The sequence below is a fragment of the Neisseria sp. P0009.S008 genome (genome assembly GCF_051958615.1).
Taxonomy (GTDB): domain Bacteria; phylum Pseudomonadota; class Gammaproteobacteria; order Burkholderiales; family Neisseriaceae; genus Neisseria; species Neisseria subflava.
This window is the reverse complement of record NZ_JBQCVG010000005.1, coordinates 42,851-59,815: the sequence shown is the minus strand read 5'-3', so window position 1 is coordinate 59,815 and position 16,965 is coordinate 42,851. Positions and strand designations below refer to the sequence as shown.

Sequence of the window (16,965 nt, the reverse complement as noted above, 5' to 3'; positions counted from 1 at the left end):
ACAAGGAAAACATCATGAATCCGATTAAAACAACCCTGCTGACACTTTCCCTGCTCACTGCCTCTATCGGCGCACAAGCCGCTGAATTGCCGCAATCTGCCGTTTTGCAATACTCAGGCAGCTACGGTATTCCTGCGACCATGACCTTCACCCGCAGCGGCAGCCAATACAAAATCGTCTCTACCATCAAAGTACCGCTTTACAATATCCGCTTTGAATCCGGCGGCAGCATCAACGGCACAACCTTGAATCCGTCTTACTACAAAGATGTACGCGGCGGTAAATTGTATGCCGAGGCCAAATTCTCCGGCGGCAACATCACTTACGGCAAAGCAGGTGATTTGAAAACCGAAAAATCCGGCCCGGCCATGGACTTGTTCACTTTGGCATGGCAACTGGCCGCCAATGACGTGCGCCTGCCGTCAGGTTTGAAAATTACCAACGGTAAAAAACTGTACACCGTCGGCAGCATGAACAAAATCGGTAGCGAAAGCTATAAACTGAACGGTGGTACAACGCCTGTGAGCAAATATCGCGTCCGCCGTGGCGACGATACCGTTACTTACTCTTTTGCTTCCGATATCGACAATATCCCTGCGCAAATCAGCTATACCGATGACGGCAAAACCTACAACCTGAAACTGACTTCCGTCAAAATCAACGGTAAAGTAGTGAAACCGTAATCTCTATTTGCTCAAACAAGAAGGCCGTCTGAAAAGTTTTCAGACAGCCTTTTATTTTTACAGCAACACAATATCGTATTGTTCCTGCGTGTAGGCGGTTTCGACTGCCAGCGAAATCGGTTTGCCGATAAAGTCTATCAACATTGCCAGCGATTGCGATTCTTCGTCTAGGAACAAGTCGATGACATTCGGAGCGGCCAAAATACGGAAGGCTTGGACATCGTAGCGGCGCGCTTCGCGGACGATTTCGCGTTGGATTTCGTAGCACACGGTTTGCGGCGTTTTCAGACGGCCCCGGCCTTGGCAGGAAGGGCAGGGTTCGCAGAGGATTTGGCTTAAGTTTTCACGCGAGCGTTTGCGGGTCAGTTCGACAAGGCCCAGACTGGTAAAGCCGTTGAGGGTGACGCGGGTGCGGTCGAAACTGAGGGCTTTGGCAAGTTCTTGCAGGACGGCTTCGCGGTGGACTTCCTGCGCCATATCGATGAAGTCGATGATGATGATGCCGCCGAGATTGCGCAGGCGAAGTTCGCGGGCGATGGTGTGGCAGGCTTCGAGGTTGGTGCGGAAGATGGTTTCATCAAAATTGCGCGCGCCGACAAAGCCGCCGGTGTTGACATCGATGGTGGTCATGGCTTCGGTGGACTCGATGATGAGGTAGCTGCCGAAGTTGAGATTGACGCGCGGTTGCAGTGCGCGGGCGATTTCCTGCTCGATGTTGTGGGTCTCAAATAGGGGGCGTTCGCCTTTAAACAATTCGATCCTGCCCAATGCACCTTGAACGTATTGTTCGGCAAACTGGGTCATGCGGCGGTGGTTTTCAGTGGAATCGACCAGGATTTTGTGCGTATCAAGGCTGAACATATCGCGTAATACGCGCAGGCTCAAAGGCAAATCTTGATACAGCAGGGTTTCGGGCGGCTGAATTTTTGCTTGTTTTTGAATGTGTTCCCACACTTTGGTCAGATAGTTGATGTCTGATTGCAGTTGGGCATCGGAAGCGTTTTCGGCGTTGGTGCGGATGATGTAGCCGTGGCAGGCGTTTTCGGGCAGCAGGTTGTTGAGGCGCTCCCTTAAATTGCTGCGTTCGGCATCGTCTTCAATGCGTTGTGAAATGCCGATGTGGTCTTCTTGCGGAAGATGGACGAGGAAACGGCCGGCCAGCGAGATTTGGGTGGATAGGCGCGCGCCTTTGGTGTTGATGGGGTCTTTGATGACCTGAACCAAGACGGACTGACCTTCAAAGAGCATGTGTTCGATGCGTTGGGTTTCGTCCGGATTGCGGCGTTGTTCAAGGACGTCGACGATATGCAAAAACGCGGCGCGTTCCAAGCCGATATCGATAAACGCGCTTTGCATGCCGGGAAGGACGCGTTTGACGACGCCCAAATAAATATTGCCGACTAAGCTATGGCCGCTGTTACGCTCGATGTGCAGCTCGCAGATATTGTTCTCTTCTAAAACGGCCACACGCGTTTCTTGCGGCGTAATGTTGACGAGGACGGTTTCGGACGGACGCACGGCGTCCTTGGGGATGGGAATTCCTGAAAGCATGGGGATACCTGATTTTGAATAGAAAAACTTTTGCGATGTGTTCTTCTCCAAAAAACAAATGGCAAAAGTCATTCTGCGAAAGCGCTTATCATACTTTAATTATGGTTTTTCCGCATCTGCACAAATGTTTATGGCCAAGAGGCCGTCTGAATGTTTTTTACGACCGTACGGCGGGAACACTTGTAAAATAGCACCTATGCCCATATAGTCATGAACATTGGTATTTTGGAAGAAATCATGCAAACCGTTACTGTTTATACCGGTCCATATTGCCCGTACTGCACCATGGCGAAAAGACTGTTGCAGGCGGTGGGTGTGAAAGAAATCAACGAAATCCGCATCGACGGCAATCCGGAAGTTTTTGCCGAAATGCAGCAGCTTTCCGGCCAGCGCAGCGTGCCGCAGATTTTTATCGGCGACACCCATGTCGGTGGCTTTACCGATTTGTACCGCTTGCAGCAGGAAGGCAAGTTGGACGAATTACTGAATCCTTAACCCTTAACTTAGGAAAATAAAATGAGCGAAGAATTGCAACCCGTATTCAGCATTGAGCGTCTGTATGTAAAAGACTTGTCTTTGGAAGTGCCTCACGCACCACAAATCTTCTTGGAACAAGGCGAGCCTGAAGTGGATATGCGCGTTTCTACCGGCAGCACCAAACTGGAAGACGGCTTCTACAGCGTTGACGTTACCGTGACCGTGACTGCCAAACTGAACGAAGAGCGCACCATGTTCTTGAACGAAGTAACCCAAAGCGGCATCTTCCGTCTGGAAAACATTCCTGAAGAAGACGTACAACTGCTGCTGGGCGTTGCTTGTCCAAACATCCTGTTCCCTTACGCACGCGAAGCCATTTCCAACAGCGTAACCCGCGCCGGCTTCCCACCTGTACTGCTTGCTCCGATCAACTTCGAAGCAATCTACGAAGAACAACAGGGAGCTAACGCTTAATCGCGTTATACCTAAATTAAGGCCGTCTGAAACATTACGTTCAGACGGCCTTTTTTATTTGAAAATTAGGGCATAAGAAAAATCTATAATAAAAAGTTCATATATTAATGTAATAAGTATATAATGATATCGTTTATCATTACGATAACATTTTTAATTTTTATAAGTTTATATACCATTTAAAATCAACAAGTTAGAATTTTATCCAGCAAGTAGATTCTATTAATTAAGGAAATAGTTGTGAAACCTGATTTTCAAATGAAAACAATTTGTTTGTTATTGGTGCTGCCTTGCCAAGCTGTTTTTGCAGATACGGGACATCAAGAAGTTGAACATGTAGATATGGATACGGTCAAGGTCAGTGGCAAACGGCAGGCACAAAGGAATACCGAGCGCAGTCAGTCTTATACAATCGGAACGATGACAACGGCGACCGGGTTACGTATTTCAGGCAAGGATACACCGCAGTCGGTGAGCGTAATGACGCGTCGGCAGCTAGATGATAAAGCAATATATTCTTTAGAAGATGCAATGAAAAACACTACGGGAATCAACGTGGTTCGCGATTCGGGCCTACAAACTCGTTTTTTGTCTCGTGGTTTCTATGTTGATCAAATTGGTGAAGACGGTATTACCACTAATGTGTCTGGACGTTCGGGCTATACGGCAAAAATCGATGTCTCACCAAGTACAGATCTTGCTGTTTATGATCACATTGAGGTTGTCAGAGGTGCGACCGGTCTTACTCAGTCCAATTCTGAACCGGGTGGAACCATTAATTTAATCCGTAAGCGGCCAACAGCTCTGTTTAAGCATACAGGTGAAATCAGCACTGACCATAGGGGCAGCAAGCGTTTGGCTTTGGATGTATCTGGAAGCTTGAATAATGAACATACGGTACGCGGTAGGCTGGTTGGTGTTCATGAGGACCACCGTTCTTTTAAAGAGGGTGTATGGAACAAGAAAGACATGGTTTATGGTGTGATTGATACGGATTTGAGTGATAACAGTATGCTGACTTTGGGTGGTACTTATCAGAAAAATAAAGATATTCCCGATTTTGCCGGCGTGATTTTACCTTGTGAGGATCAAAAAACTGCGGCCTTCAGCTCCAGTCCGGCCTGTAACAATCCTTTGAAATTGCCACGTAATACTTATTTGGGTGAAACCTCATGGTCACGCCTGAATGCTGATAAATACAATATTTTTTCCGGTTTCAAACATGTTTTTGACAATGGATGGCAACTCAATGCCGAAATTTCTTATACGCGTAATGATTCAGATGCCAAAGTCGGACAATTTTTTCTGAAAAACGAACACGCGGCAGGTATTTCAGCATCTGCGGCAACGGGTTTCTTAACCGAGAAGGGAGAGGTGATCCCTTTTGAGCCTAAAGACAAGGCGTTGGCAAAATTAAAAGAATATCGTGATGGCGTCACTAAAACATATGAAGAGAAAAAAGCAGATTACGTTGCCCATCGTTTCGATGCATCTGCTTTTGAACAATATCGCTCTCAAAGGGCAGCAGCACGTCGGGCAGGTTTTGATCAATGTATGCAGGACATTGGTTTGGATTTCCTGTGCAACGACTGGCAGGATCCGGGTGTAGAAGTAGATAAAAAAGAGTTTGTTGATAAGGAGCTTGCAAAGCAAGGCATTATTAACAATGCAGAAGGCCTGTTTCCCAACCGTCTATACGACTCAGCATACAATCTTCGCCATACATACAACCGCCGTTACAATTTCATGCCGTTGCACTATACCAAACATGATGTGCAATGGGGCTTTAAGCTGGATCTGACAGGTAACTACCGCCTGCTTGGACGTGAACATGATTTCTTTGTCGGTTATGCGTATAACAATGAAAAAATCCGTTCTGCCTATACGGAAATATATCAAAACCGTTATTTTGTCCGTCCTCAAGGTTATGCAGGTGCAGGCAGTTGCGGCATTCATCCCGATGGTCCGGAGCGTAATCCTTTAGAAAAAGGCATTGTCGAACCAGATTGGCATATTTATAACGAAAAAGGTAATAACAAGATCTATGTGCCGGAATGTAGTGGCGCGCATATTACCAAATATACTCCCCGATTGGATGCGGAGGGTAAGCCTGTCTGGACAGTCAACGACAATGGTGAGCGCGTAATGGTGCAAGATCCTGTTTACGAATTGGATGCAAATGGAAACAAAATACAGGAGCGGGATGAAGAGGGAAATTTGAAATGGGCAAACCAATATCTGAAAACGCCGTTGTGGAAAACTGTTCAGGTTGCAGATGATCATGTTCCGGCGTTATACAATTATTCGAAATACCTTAACACGAATAAAACACATTCTTTGACTTTCAGCACCCGCTTTAATGCAACCAACCGTCTGCATCTCTTGGGTGGTATGCACTATACGCGCTATGAAACCACACAAGCCAAAGAAATGCCTGTACGCTACGGCCAGCCTGCTACGGCATTTCAAACTGAGAGTAGTAACAAAATCGACAAAGAACACTACACCTCAAAAATGCAAAGTCATAGATTCACGCCATATGCAGGTATTACCTACGACCTGACGCCGCAACAAAGCTTGTATGCCAGCTATACTAAGATTTTTAAACAACAGGATAACGTTGATGTAACCAGCAAATCCGTTCTTCCACCACTCATCGGTACTAACTATGAAATAGGTTGGAAAGGGTCGTTCTTGCAAGGCCGTCTGAATGCTTCGCTTGCCTTGTTTGTCTTACAGCAGAAAAACCGTACCGTTGTCGATTTCGGATTTGTTCCTGATACCGGTCGTAACGGAGGTTCATTCCAAACCATCGCTAAACCTGTGGGTAAGGTTAAGAGCAGTGGCGCAGAACTTGAATTGGCTGGCGAATTGTCGGAAAACTGGCGTATTTTTGTTGGCTACACATATAACAAAAGTAAGTATAAAAATGCTGCAGAAGTCAATGCGGAGCGGTTGGAGAAAAACACGACTGCCGATCCGTATAACTTCAGTAACTTCACGCCGGTACATATGTTCCGCCTCGGTACAAGCTACCGCTTGCCTCAAACTAAATTGACCTTGGGCGGCAGAATATCCGCGCAAAGTCGCACAAGTAGCCTTTACAATATTCGCCAAGGAGGCTACGGACTTATAGATGGCTTTGTTCAATATGATTTTCACAAACACGGTAGAATCAGCCTGATAGGAACGAACCTGGCTGACAGGACGTATTTTGAAAATAACTACAACCGTACGCGAGGTCAAAACAATTTCTATGGCGAACCGCGGACAGTCAAATTGAAATTGGATTGGCATTTCTAGAGTGAATGGGTGATGATTGGGTATGTGAACATTATTGGCCAAATTCCTGATAAAAGTATGGATTGAACATCCTTCTTTTTTGAAAGCTGTTTTCTAACAATGGCTGAAGTTGATTCGATAGCCGGCGTATTTTCAAATATTAATTTGTTTCAAGTATTCAGCTTTGAAGGCCGCCTGAAACATTACGTTCAGACGGCCTTTTTGTTTTCGGATAAAATACAGCAAACTTTCAATCAGCTGCCTTTTAAGATGACGCCCGAAACCCAAAAACAGCTCAAAATTACCGATGTTTCCGCCAAGAAACTCGACAAACTCAACCTCCATACCGCATGGGATTTGGTGTTGCACCTGCCGTTGCGTTACGAGGATGAGACGCACATCATGCCGATTAAGGACGCGCCGATCGGCGTGCCGTGTCAGGTCGAGGGCGAGGTCATCCATCAGGAAGTCACGTTCAAACCGCGCAAGCAGCTGATTGTCCAAATCGCCGACGATTCCGGCAGCGTCCTTTTTCTGCGCTTCATCCACTTTTACGCCAGCCATCAGAAGCAGATGGCGGCCGGCAAACGCATCCGCGCCGTGGGCGAAATCAAACACGGGTTTTACGGCGACGAGATGATTCATCCCAAAATCCGTGATGCCGAGAGCAGCGGTTTGGCGGAAAGCCTCACGCCGATTTATCCGACCGTAAACGGTTTAAATCAACCCACTTTGCGCCGCATCATTCAGACAGCCTTGGACGTTACGCCGTTGCACGACACCTTGCCTGATGCTTTATTAGGCCGTCTGAAACTGCCGCACCTTGCCGAAAGCCTGCGCCTTTTGCATTCGCCGCCACCGAGTTTCACTATTCATCAACTTTCAGACGGCACGCTACCTGCATGGCAACGGCTCAAATTTGACGAACTTTTGGCGCAACAGCTTTCCATGCGGCTGGCGCGGCAGAAGCGCGTCAGCGGCACGGCGGCGGCATTGGGCGGCGACGGTACGTTGACCCAAGCCCTGCGCCACGCTTTGCCGTTTGCCCTGACCGATGCCCAAGAAAGAGTCGTGTCCGAAATCCGCCGCGACATGGCGCAAACCCACCCGATGCACCGCCTGCTGCAAGGCGATGTCGGCAGTGGCAAAACCATCGTCGCCGCCTTGTCCGCGCTGACCGCCATCGAATCCGGCGCGCAGGCGGCTGTGATGGCGCCGACTGAAATCCTTGCCGAACAGCATTTCATCAAGTTCAAACAATGGCTTGAACCTTTAGGACTCGAAGTCGTCTGGCTTTCCGGCAGCCAGCGCAAAAAAGCCAAAGACGAAGCCAAAGCCAAACTTGCCGACGGCACCGTTAAAATCGCTGTCGGCACGCACGCCCTGTTTTCAGACGACGTCGAGTTCCAAAATCTGGGCTTGGTGATTGTGGACGAGCAACACCGCTTCGGCGTCGCCCAACGCCTCGCCCTCAAAAACAAAGGGCGCGACGTCCACCAGTTGATGATGTCCGCCACGCCCATCCCGCGCACGCTCGCCATGAGTTTCTTCGCCGACTTGGACGTGTCCGTCATCGATGAATTGCCGCCCGGGCGCACCCCGATTAAAACCCGTCTCGTCAACAACGTCCGCCGCGCCGAAGTCGAAGGCTTCGTCCTCAACATCTGCCGCAAAGGGCAGCAGGCATACTGGGTCTGCCCGCTGATTGAAGAAAGCGAAACCCTGCAACTGCAAACCGCTACCGAAACCCTCGAGCAGCTTCAGGCGGCATTGCCCGAACTCAACATCGGCTTGGTACACGGGCGCATGAAGGCCGCCGAAAAAGCCGAAGTCATGGCGGAGTTTGCCGCAGGCCATCTGAACGTCTTGGTTGCCACCACCGTCATCGAAGTCGGCGTAGATGTGCCCAACGCCGCCCTGATGGTGATCGAACACGCCGAGCGCATGGGCTTGGCGCAGCTACACCAATTACGCGGACGGGTAGGGCGCGGCGCGGCAGAAAGCGTGTGCGTCCTCCTGTTTGCCGAACCCTTGAGCGAACTCGCCAAAGCGCGGTTAAAAGTCATCTACGAACACACCGACGGCTTCGAAATCGCCCGCCAAGACCTCAACATCCGCGGCCCCGGCGAATTTCTCGGCGCGCGCCAAAGCGGCGTCCCCATGCTACGCTTTGCCAACCTTGAAGAAGACCTGCACCTTTTAGAACAAGCGCGCGAAATCGCCCCGATGCTGATTGAACAAAACCCTGAAATCGTCGAAGCGCATTTGGCAAGATGGCTTTCCAGCAGGGAAGGTTATTTGGGTGTATAAAATTTGCTTTATAAAGAAAAAGGCCGTCTGAAATATTTCAGACGGCCTTATGATTTGCGTTGATGCAGCTTTTAGAAACCTTGCGCCAACATGGCGTCGGCTACTTTGACGAAACCGGCAATGTTCGCACCATTGACGTAGTTTACTTTGTCGCCGACTTTACCGTATTTCAGGCAGGATTCGTGGATGTTGTGCATGATGTCAAACAGGCGGCTGTCCACTTCTTCGCGTGTCCAAGACAGGCGGATGGCGTTTTGGCTCATTTCCAAACCTGAAGTCGCTACGCCGCCGGCGTTGGAGGCTTTGCCCGGAGCGTAGAGGATGCCGGCTTTGATAAATTGTTCGACTGCGCCCAAAGTTGACGGCATGTTGGCACCTTCGGCAACCACATAGCAACCGTTGGCCAGCAGGATTTTGGCAGCGTCTGCGTCCAATTCGTTTTGGGTGGCGCAAGGCAGGGCAACTTCGGCCGCGATGTTCCACGGTTTTTGGTTTTCAAAGTATTGTAGGCCTTGTTCTTTGGCGTAAGTGGCTACGCGTTCGCGGCGTACTTCTTTCAGCTCGATCAAAGCGGCCAGTTGCGCTTCGGTCATACCGCTGTCAGGGAAGAGGACAAAGCCGTTGGAGTCGGAAACGGTCAATACTTTTGCACCCAGTTGGATGGCTTTTTCGGCAGCGTATTGCGCCACGTTGCCGGAGCCGGAAATCAACACGCGTTTGCCTTCAATGCTGTCGTTGCGGGTTTCCAACATGGCTTGGGCAAAATACACGCAGCCGTAGCCGGTGGCTTCAGGGCGAATCAGGCTGCCGCCCCATTCGAGGCCTTTGCCGGTCAGGACGGAAGCAAATTCATTGCGGATTTTTTTGTACTGGCCGAACAGATAGCCGATTTCGCGGCCGCCTACGCCGATGTCGCCGGCAGGGACGTCGGTGTCGGCACCGATGTGGCGGTAGAGTTCGGTCATAAAGGCTTGGCAGAAGCGCATTACTTCGGCATCGGATTTGCCTTTAGGATCAAAGTCGGAACCGCCTTTGCCGCCGCCCATAGGCAGGGTGGTCAGCGCGTTTTTGAAGACTTGTTCAAAAGCGAGGAATTTCAATACGCCCAAATCGACGGTCGGGTGGAAGCGCAAGCCGCCTTTGTAAGGGCCGATGGCGGAGCTCATTTGAATGCGGTAGCCGCGGTTGACTTGGACTTGGCCTTTGTCGTCCATCCAAGTGACGCGGAACATAATCACGCGCTCCGGCTCAACAATACGCTCAAGCAGGCTTTGTTGGGTGTATTTCGGGTTTTTCGCCAAAAACGGATCCAAACTCATAAACACTTCTTCAACGGCTTGATGAAAGGGTTCTTGGTTGGGGTTGCGTTGTTTGAGATTGGTAAATAGAGTGTTCAGGTCGGTCATTTTTCTACTCCTATTGAGTGAGATATTTCAATATTTATGTTTTGAAATATAGCCGTAAAAATTTTACTTGCCAAGAAAAATTTTGCCTAGATTGTTGACATTATTTTTTTACTAATTTGTAAAAATGGAATTATATTTTAAATTTAACTAAAAATATTCAAATATATTTTGTAAAATAGATTTTATAAAAAATAAAATTCTAATCATTTAAATTGGAGAATACTGAAAAATTTTTTTGTAAAAATTTAATTCAGCTCAAAAATTTCTGTAAATTAGTGCGGAATTGTCAAAATTGTTAATGAGTGTACTACGCGAATATAGGGAAGATTGCCTCATTGAAGACAGAGAGGCAGGCCGTCTGAAAATTCGGTACAATACACACGAAATTCCCACAACACATACATTAAGGAAACACATGAAAGCCTATCACGACCTTATGCGCCATGTTCTCGACAATGGTATCGATAAATCCGACCGTACCGGCACCGGCACGCGTTCCGTGTTCGGTTACCAAATGCGTTTTGATTTGAGTGAAGGCTTTCCGCTGTTGACCACCAAAAAACTGCATCTGCGCTCGATTATTCATGAGCTGCTTTGGTTTCTCAAAGGCGATACCAACATCAAATACCTGAAAGATAACAACGTTTCCATTTGGGACGAATGGGCGGATGAAAACGGCGATTTGGGCCCGGTTTACGGCTACCAATGGCGCAGCTGGCCTGCACCTGACGGCCGCCATATCGACCAAATTGCCAATGTGGTGGAACAAATCAAGAAAAATCCCGACTCGCGCCGTCTGATTGTATCGGCATGGAATCCGGCTTTGGTCGACGAAATGGCCTTGCCGCCTTGCCACGCGCTGTTTCAGTTTTACGTTGCCAACGGCAAACTGTCCTGCCAGCTTTACCAACGCAGCGCCGATATTTTCCTTGGCGTACCGTTTAACATCGCCAGCTACGCATTGTTGACCATGATGATGGCGCAAGTATGCGGCTTGGGAGCAGGTGAGTTTATCCATACGTTTGGCGATGCGCATTTGTACAGCAACCATATCGAGCAGGCCCAACTGCAATTAAGCCGCGATTTCCGAAGCCTGCCGACCATGAAAATCAACCCTGAAGTCAAAGACTTATTTGCCTTCAAATTTGAAGACTTCGAGTTGGAAGGCTATGATCCGTATCCGCACATCAAAGCAGCCGTATCGGTGTAATTCAAATTAAAAATAAAAAGGCCGTCTGAAACTTCAGACGGCCTTTTTATTTGATTTGAGTTGTCAGATTTTCTCTCAACGGATAAGCGTATTTCCGTTAAAATACGCCTTCTTTTCCGATTCGAAACATTGCCATGCGCCTGACCCACATCAAACTCTCCGGCTTCAAATCTTTTACCGACCCGACCACGATTCATGTTCCGGGGCAGCTTGTTGCGGTTATCGGGCCGAACGGCTGCGGCAAGTCGAATGTGATTGACGCGGTGCGCTGGGTGCTGGGTGAGGCTTCGGCGAAGCAGCTTCGCGGCGAGAGTATGCAGGACGTGATTTTTAATGGTGCGGCAACGCGCCGTCCTGCACCGAGGGCTTCGGTGGAGCTGGTGTTTGACAACAGCGACCACAGTTTGCAGGGTGCATGGGGGCAGTATGCCGAGGTGAGCATCAAGCGGCAGCTGACGCGTCAGGGCGAATCGACTTATTTCATCAACAATCAGACCGTGCGCCGCCGCGACATTACCGATTTGTTCTTGGGTACGGGCGTGGGCGCGCGCGGTTATGCCGTCATCGAGCAGGGGATGATTTCGCGCATCATCGAGGCGCGGCCGGAGGAGTTGCGCGCCTATATCGAAGAGGCGGCGGGCGTGTCCAAATATAAGGAACGCCGCAAGGAGACGGAAGGTCGTCTGAAAGACACGCGCGAGCATTTGCAGCGTTTGGGCGATTTGCAGAATGAGTTGGCGCGTCAGGTGGAAAAGCTGGAAAAACAGGCGGAAACTGCCGAACGCTACAAATACCTGACCGCGCAGTTGAACCAACAACAGGATTTGCTCGATTACGCCCAATGGCAGCAATCGCTTGCTGCCGCAGATAAGGCGACCGCGCAGCATCAGTCTTTGCAGGCGCAGCAGGACGAAACCGCCGCGCAGGTTCAGGCGTTGAACGACGAAGTACACGCCTTGCAGACTGCCGAACAGTCGCAGCAGCAGACGGTACATGAACTGAGCAACAAACGCGGCGTGTTGCGCGAGCAGATTGCCCGTTTGGAAGAACAAATCCGCCATCAGCAAAACCTGCACCAACGCATCGAACGCGACAAGCAGGCGGCGCAGGCGCAGATGCAGCGCATCCATCAGGAGCAGCAGCAAATCCGTGTGCAGCTTGAAGAAAACGAGTTGCAGGCGGAAGAAAAGCAAACCGAATTGGCGGAATGGGCGATGCAGGTTGCCGAATACGAAGAGCGTCTGCCTGAATTGGAAGAAGCCCAAGCCACGCTCAACGCCGCCTTCCAAACCCAGCAGGACGAGGCAAACCGCATCCGCCGCGAACTGGCGTTGAAGCAGCAGCAGCTTGCCCATGCCGAACAAACCGTTGCCAAGCACGAAGAGCGCAAAGGTCGTCTGAAACAGGAAAACCAAGCCCTGAACCTGCCCGACGAAGCCGAAACCGCCGCCGCGCAGGAAGCCGCCGTCTTGTTGCAAAGCCAGCAAGAGCATTACGAAGAACAAATCATTGCCGCCGAAGAAGCCTTGCACGCCGCCCGCGAAGCGTTTCAGACGGCCTCAAACCGCTTCCAAAGCCTGAAGCAGCAACACATCACCTTGCAGGCGCAGCAGCAGGCGTTGTCGCAAATCCTGTCGCAGCAGCAGGAAGCTGCCGACTTCTGGCAGGCAACCGACCACGCCGCCGCGCCGCAGCTGTGGCAACACATCACCGCGCCCGCCGAGTGGCAGCACGCCTTGTCCGTCATCCTTGCCGAACGCCTGCACGCCCGCGCCGTGCCGTCTGGTTTCGTTCCCCCCGCGCCTTTGCCGCAAGGGCAGGCGGCATGGCTTTCAGACGACCTCTCCGGCGGCATCAAAAAATCCCTGCCCGTACAGGCATTGCTTAACCAAATCCAAGCGCAGCCGCCGTTTCAGACGGCATTGCACCACTGGCTCGACGGCGTATTGTGCGCACCCGATTTGAGTTACGCCCTCGCGCATCAAAGCGATTTGGGCGCACATCAAATCTGGCTTACGCCCGAAGGCCATCAGGTCGACAAAGTCAGCGTCCTGCTCTATGCCAAACCCGCGCAGGAAAGCCTGATTGCCCAAAAAGCCCGTCTCGACGGCATCGCGTCCGAACTGGAAAACCTCGCCCCCGAACTTTCCGCCGCCGAAGCCGCGTTCAAACAGGCGGAGGCCGCCGTGCGCTCGTCTGAAACTCAGCACAAAAATCTGATACAGCAGCAACAGCAGCACACGCGCCAATACAGCCAAGCGCAGCAACGCGCCGCCGAACTTCTGGCGCGCACCAACCAAGGGCAAATCCGCCGTGAACACATCGAGCGCGAACTTGCGCAGTTGGCAGAAGAACAGACCGTGTTGCAACACACGTCCGACGGGCTTTCAGACGACATCGTTACTTTGCAGGAAGCCGCCGCCGAACTCGAACACCAACAGCAAACTACCGCGCACAGCCGCCAAGATCAGCAAGGTCGTCTGAAACAGGCGCAGCTTGCCCTGTTGGAAGCCAACCGCCAATACGGACTGGCCGAAGTCGCCGTTCACAAACTCAATCAGCAAAAACAAAACTACCAACAGCAAATTGCCCGACTCGAACAGCAAACCCTCGACTGGCAGGAACGCCAGCAAGAGCTTGCCCTCGCCTATGAAACCGAGTTCCAAAACGACGAGCAGCACATCAAGCTCGACGAGCTGACCGAAGCCGTGCACACGCTGGACGAAGAATACATCGCCGTGCAGGAAAAACTCGCGCAGATTCAGGAACAGGGCAGGGAGCAATACGCCCGCGTACAAACCCTGCAAACCAAGCTGCCGCAGCTTCAGGCCGCTACCCAAACCGCCCTGTTGCAGCAGCAGGAAGCCCTGATTAACGCCAAACGCTACCATCAAAACCTGACCGAACGCGCTGCCGATTTGGACGCGCTCGAAGCGTTGGCGAAAGAATCGCCGAAAGTATTGAACAGCAGCATCGGCAGCCTTACCCAGCAAATCGAAGCACTCGGCGCCGTCAACCTCGCCGCCCTGCAAGAACTCGAAGAAGCGCGCGAACGCGACGGCTACTACCGCAGCCAAAGCGAAGACGTGCAGGCGGCCATCACCCTTTTGGAAGAAGCCATCGCCCAAATCGACGACAAAACCAAAGCGCGTTTCAAAGAAACCTTCGACGCCGTCAACGGAAAAGTCCAAACCTTCTTCCCCACCCTGTTCGGCGGCGGCGAAGCCACCCTCAAAATGATAGGCGACGACCTCCTGACTGCCGGCGTATCCATCATGGCGCGCCCGCCCGGCAAGAAAAACAGCACCATCCACCTTCTCTCCGGCGGCGAAAAAGCCCTCACCGCCATGAGCCTCGTGTTCGCCCTGTTCAGCCTCAACCCCGCCCCCTTCTGCCTTCTGGACGAAGTCGACGCCCCGCTGGACGACGCCAACACATCGCGTTTCTGCAACCTGGTCAAAGAAATGTCGGCGCAAACCCAGTTCCTCTACATCTCCCACAACCGCCTGACCATGGAAATGGCGGAGCAGCTGGTCGGCGTAACCATGCAGGAAAAAGGTGTCTCGCGCGTCGTTGCCGTGGACATCAAGCAGGCGTTGGAAATGGCGGAGCCGAATTGAGGTAAGAATAAAGGCCGTCTGAAAGAATGAGGAAGAAATCTATAATTTCATCTTCCCATTTTTTCAGACGGCCTTTTTTGTATTGGATACAGCGTTATTGTTTTGAAGTATTATCTTTGGCGCGTTGAGGCTGTCCCGAGCGTTGGTTGCTGCGGTTGACGGCATCACGCCATGCTTTGCGTTCGGCTTCGATTTTGGCGGCTACTTCGTGAACCATGGTTTCTTGTTTTTTGACGGCTGGCTCTTTCGGTGTGTTATCGGAAAAGTGGAGGCCGTACCACAAGGCGGAGAAAATGCTGCAGACGAAGATAACGGCAATCAGGCCGATGATGGCTTGTTTGCCGGCGAGGGGTTTTTCAGGGGGAGGGACGAGGACATCAAAGCAGTCGGCGCAATCGAGGGCGAAGCAGACGTTTTCGGCCTCTTTGCGGCCGCGCCGGCCTTCTGTAATGTTGAAGGAGATGTGTTGCCCTTCGGCCGGAAGGCGGGTAAGGGTGGTGAAGGCGGCAAGGGCAAGAAAGATTTCTTGGCCTGTGTCTTCTATGGTAGCGGCGCCGAAGCCGCGCTTGCTGTTCCAGCGAGTAATCGTTCCGTAATAGCGCATAATGTATGTGGGGATATTATTATAGGTAACAGTTTTTCTTTGGACTGATTTTAAATCAAAAAGTTTAGTTATTGTCTTAATTTTACACTAGATTTGTCTTTTTGGAAGCAGACAGGCCGTCTGAAGGGTTTCAGACGGCCTGTATGGTTTATGCCTACTTATTAAGCACTTTTTGGAAGGTGTTGATCAGGTGTTGCGCAATGGCACGGCTGCCGAATTGTTGCAGGCAATCTTGGCGCAAACGGACGGGATCGTATTGTGCATGGTTTTCGTAGAGGGTGAGCAATGCTTTGGTCAGCTCCGGTATGTTTTCGATTGGTACCAGCAGGCCGTTGTCGGAAGTGACGATGGATTCGGGGCCGCCGCAGCGTGTGGCGATAACGGGCAAACCTTGCGACAGAGCTTCGATATAGACGACGCCGAAGGTCTCGGTACGGCTGGCGAGGACGAATGCGTTGCTGTGGTGCATGAGGTCTAAGGTTTGGTCGGTGGTCAATGCGCCGGTAAAGGTAACGGCGTGGTTGATGCACAAGTCGCTTGCCAGTTGTTTCAGACGGCCTTCTTCTGCGCCGCCGCCACCGATTTTGAGTTTGAGCTGCGGATGGGTTTTGAGTGCTTCGGCAAAAGCAGGTAGGAGCAGGTCGTGGCCTTTGAGGTGGCGCAGGTGGGAGACGCTGCAGAAGGTAAAGTCTTGATTGTTTTTTTCGGGGAACTCGAAATCCTGTTCAAAATTGCCGCCCAGCATATTGGGCAGGTATTGCCAGTCTGTACCGGCGTAGGTTTTTTCGAGAATACGGCAGAAATCACGGCTGACGGCGAACCGTGCCGCGCTGTGGCGCACGGCTTCGTGCATGGACGGCCATTGGTTTTTGCGGACAAGGCCGCGTGAAATGGCGCTGCTGTGTTCGGTAATCACATAGGGAATGCCGTATTTTTTGAAGATGGCGCAGGCCAAAATGCCGGCGTAGTTGACGCAGTGGGCGTGAATTACGTCGGGTTTGCCGTTGTCGGCGATATAGGCTTCAAAAGCTTTCATGCCTGCGTTGACCCAGCGGATGCGGTCGATATCGACAACCGGACAGCGCGGGAAGAAATACATGCTGTCGTAGGCGTAAGTGTTGAGTCCGCCTTGCTGATGGCGGCGCAGGCCGTAGAAGCGTGAGAAGATGGTTTTCGGCTGGCTTCTCAAGTAGCGGAACATGGGCACGACCATGCCGATTTTCATGCCTTCGCGTTGCAGGGCTTGGGCTTGGAGACGGAAAAAGATTCCGTCCACGTCGGTTTCGGAAGAAGGATACCAAGAGGGGATAACGACAATATGCATGATGTGTTTTTTATGGAAATAGAT

General features: G+C 51.1%; 11 protein-coding genes. 7 read left to right on the top strand and 4 right to left on the bottom strand.

Features of this window, described 5'->3' with window-relative positions:
* Positions 1-14: 14 nt before the first annotated feature.
* A complete protein-coding gene (locus tag ACTHSQ_RS05300; protein WP_107696988.1) occupies positions 15-683 on the top strand; it encodes a DUF3108 domain-containing protein in 669 nt (222 codons plus the stop codon).
* Positions 684-740: 57 nt separating this feature from the next.
* Here ACTHSQ_RS05300 and ACTHSQ_RS05295 read toward each other — a convergent pair whose 3' ends face one another.
* Entirely contained in the window at positions 741-2,234 is a 1,494-nt protein-coding gene (locus ACTHSQ_RS05295; RefSeq protein WP_070588517.1) for an Rne/Rng family ribonuclease, read from the bottom strand.
* 237 nt (positions 2,235-2,471) lie between these two features.
* Between ACTHSQ_RS05295 and grxC the strand changes: the two genes are divergently transcribed.
* The 4 genes from grxC to recG all read left to right on the top strand — a co-directional run bounded on the left by grxC (position 2,472) and on the right by recG (position 8,777).
* A complete protein-coding gene (gene grxC, locus ACTHSQ_RS05290; protein WP_003684090.1) occupies positions 2,472-2,729 on the top strand; it encodes a glutaredoxin 3 in 258 nt (85 codons plus the stop codon).
* Positions 2,730-2,750: 21 nt separating this feature from the next.
* A complete protein-coding gene (gene secB, locus ACTHSQ_RS05285) occupies positions 2,751-3,185 on the top strand; it encodes a protein-export chaperone SecB (protein ID WP_440371430.1) in 435 nt (144 codons plus the stop codon).
* A gap of 258 nt (positions 3,186-3,443) precedes the next feature.
* Complete coding sequence (locus ACTHSQ_RS05280) at positions 3,444-6,488, top strand: TonB-dependent siderophore receptor (RefSeq protein ID WP_440371459.1); 3,045 nt, start codon at positions 3,444-3,446, stop codon at positions 6,486-6,488.
* Positions 6,489-6,737: 249 nt separating this feature from the next.
* The gene (gene recG, locus ACTHSQ_RS05275; RefSeq protein ID WP_440371431.1) at positions 6,738-8,777 is read left to right on the top strand and encodes an ATP-dependent DNA helicase RecG; all 2,040 of its coding nucleotides are present in this window, start codon (positions 6,738-6,740) and stop codon (positions 8,775-8,777) included.
* A gap of 71 nt (positions 8,778-8,848) precedes the next feature.
* On the opposite strand, the gene gdhA is transcribed toward recG, so the two are convergent.
* The gene (gdhA, locus tag ACTHSQ_RS05270; RefSeq protein WP_049331398.1) at positions 8,849-10,183 is read right to left on the bottom strand and encodes an NADP-specific glutamate dehydrogenase; all 1,335 of its coding nucleotides are present in this window, start codon (positions 10,181-10,183) and stop codon (positions 8,849-8,851) included.
* A 415-nt stretch (positions 10,184-10,598) separates the two neighbouring features.
* On the opposite strand from gdhA, the gene ACTHSQ_RS05265 reads away from it, so the two are divergent.
* A complete protein-coding gene (locus ACTHSQ_RS05265; RefSeq protein WP_440371432.1) occupies positions 10,599-11,393 on the top strand; it encodes a thymidylate synthase in 795 nt (264 codons plus the stop codon).
* A gap of 134 nt (positions 11,394-11,527) precedes the next feature.
* Positions 11,528-15,013 (top strand): chromosome segregation protein SMC, encoded by a 3,486-nt coding sequence (gene smc / locus ACTHSQ_RS05260; RefSeq protein ID WP_440371433.1) that lies wholly within the window; start codon positions 11,528-11,530, stop codon positions 15,011-15,013.
* Positions 15,014-15,107: 94 nt separating this feature from the next.
* Here the strand turns inward: smc and ACTHSQ_RS05255 are convergent, their stop codons facing one another.
* Together ACTHSQ_RS05255 and ACTHSQ_RS05250 are read right to left on the bottom strand one after the other, a co-directional pair.
* A complete protein-coding gene (locus tag ACTHSQ_RS05255) occupies positions 15,108-15,617 on the bottom strand; it encodes a cold-shock protein (RefSeq protein ID WP_440371434.1) in 510 nt (169 codons plus the stop codon).
* A gap of 154 nt (positions 15,618-15,771) precedes the next feature.
* Positions 15,772-16,941 (bottom strand): glycosyltransferase, encoded by a 1,170-nt coding sequence (locus tag ACTHSQ_RS05250; RefSeq protein WP_440371435.1) that lies wholly within the window; start codon positions 16,939-16,941, stop codon positions 15,772-15,774.
* Positions 16,942-16,965: the final 24 nt, after the last annotated feature.

What these genes read in the sequence shown, in the direction of transcription:
- ACTHSQ_RS05300 (WP_107696988.1), top strand. Translation starts at nt 15, where the DNA reads ATGAATCCGATTAAAACAACCCTGCTGACACTTTCCCTGCTCACTGCC.
- smc (WP_440371433.1), top strand. Translation starts at nt 11,528, where the DNA reads ATGCGCCTGACCCACATCAAACTCTCCGGCTTCAAATCTTTTACCGAC.
- recG (WP_440371431.1), top strand. Translation starts at nt 6,738, where the DNA reads ATGACGCCCGAAACCCAAAAACAGCTCAAAATTACCGATGTTTCCGCC.
- ACTHSQ_RS05265 (WP_440371432.1), top strand. Translation starts at nt 10,599, where the DNA reads ATGAAAGCCTATCACGACCTTATGCGCCATGTTCTCGACAATGGTATC.
- ACTHSQ_RS05255 (WP_440371434.1), bottom strand. Translation starts at nt 15,617, where the DNA reads ATGCGCTATTACGGAACGATTACTCGCTGGAACAGCAAGCGCGGCTTC.
- gdhA (WP_049331398.1), bottom strand. Translation starts at nt 10,183, where the DNA reads ATGACCGACCTGAACACTCTATTTACCAATCTCAAACAACGCAACCCC.
- ACTHSQ_RS05295 (WP_070588517.1), bottom strand. Translation starts at nt 2,234, where the DNA reads ATGCTTTCAGGAATTCCCATCCCCAAGGACGCCGTGCGTCCGTCCGAA.
- secB (WP_440371430.1), top strand. Translation starts at nt 2,751, where the DNA reads ATGAGCGAAGAATTGCAACCCGTATTCAGCATTGAGCGTCTGTATGTA.
- ACTHSQ_RS05250 (WP_440371435.1), bottom strand. Translation starts at nt 16,941, where the DNA reads ATGCATATTGTCGTTATCCCCTCTTGGTATCCTTCTTCCGAAACCGAC.
- ACTHSQ_RS05280 (WP_440371459.1), top strand. Translation starts at nt 3,444, where the DNA reads ATGAAAACAATTTGTTTGTTATTGGTGCTGCCTTGCCAAGCTGTTTTT.
- grxC (WP_003684090.1), top strand. Translation starts at nt 2,472, where the DNA reads ATGCAAACCGTTACTGTTTATACCGGTCCATATTGCCCGTACTGCACC.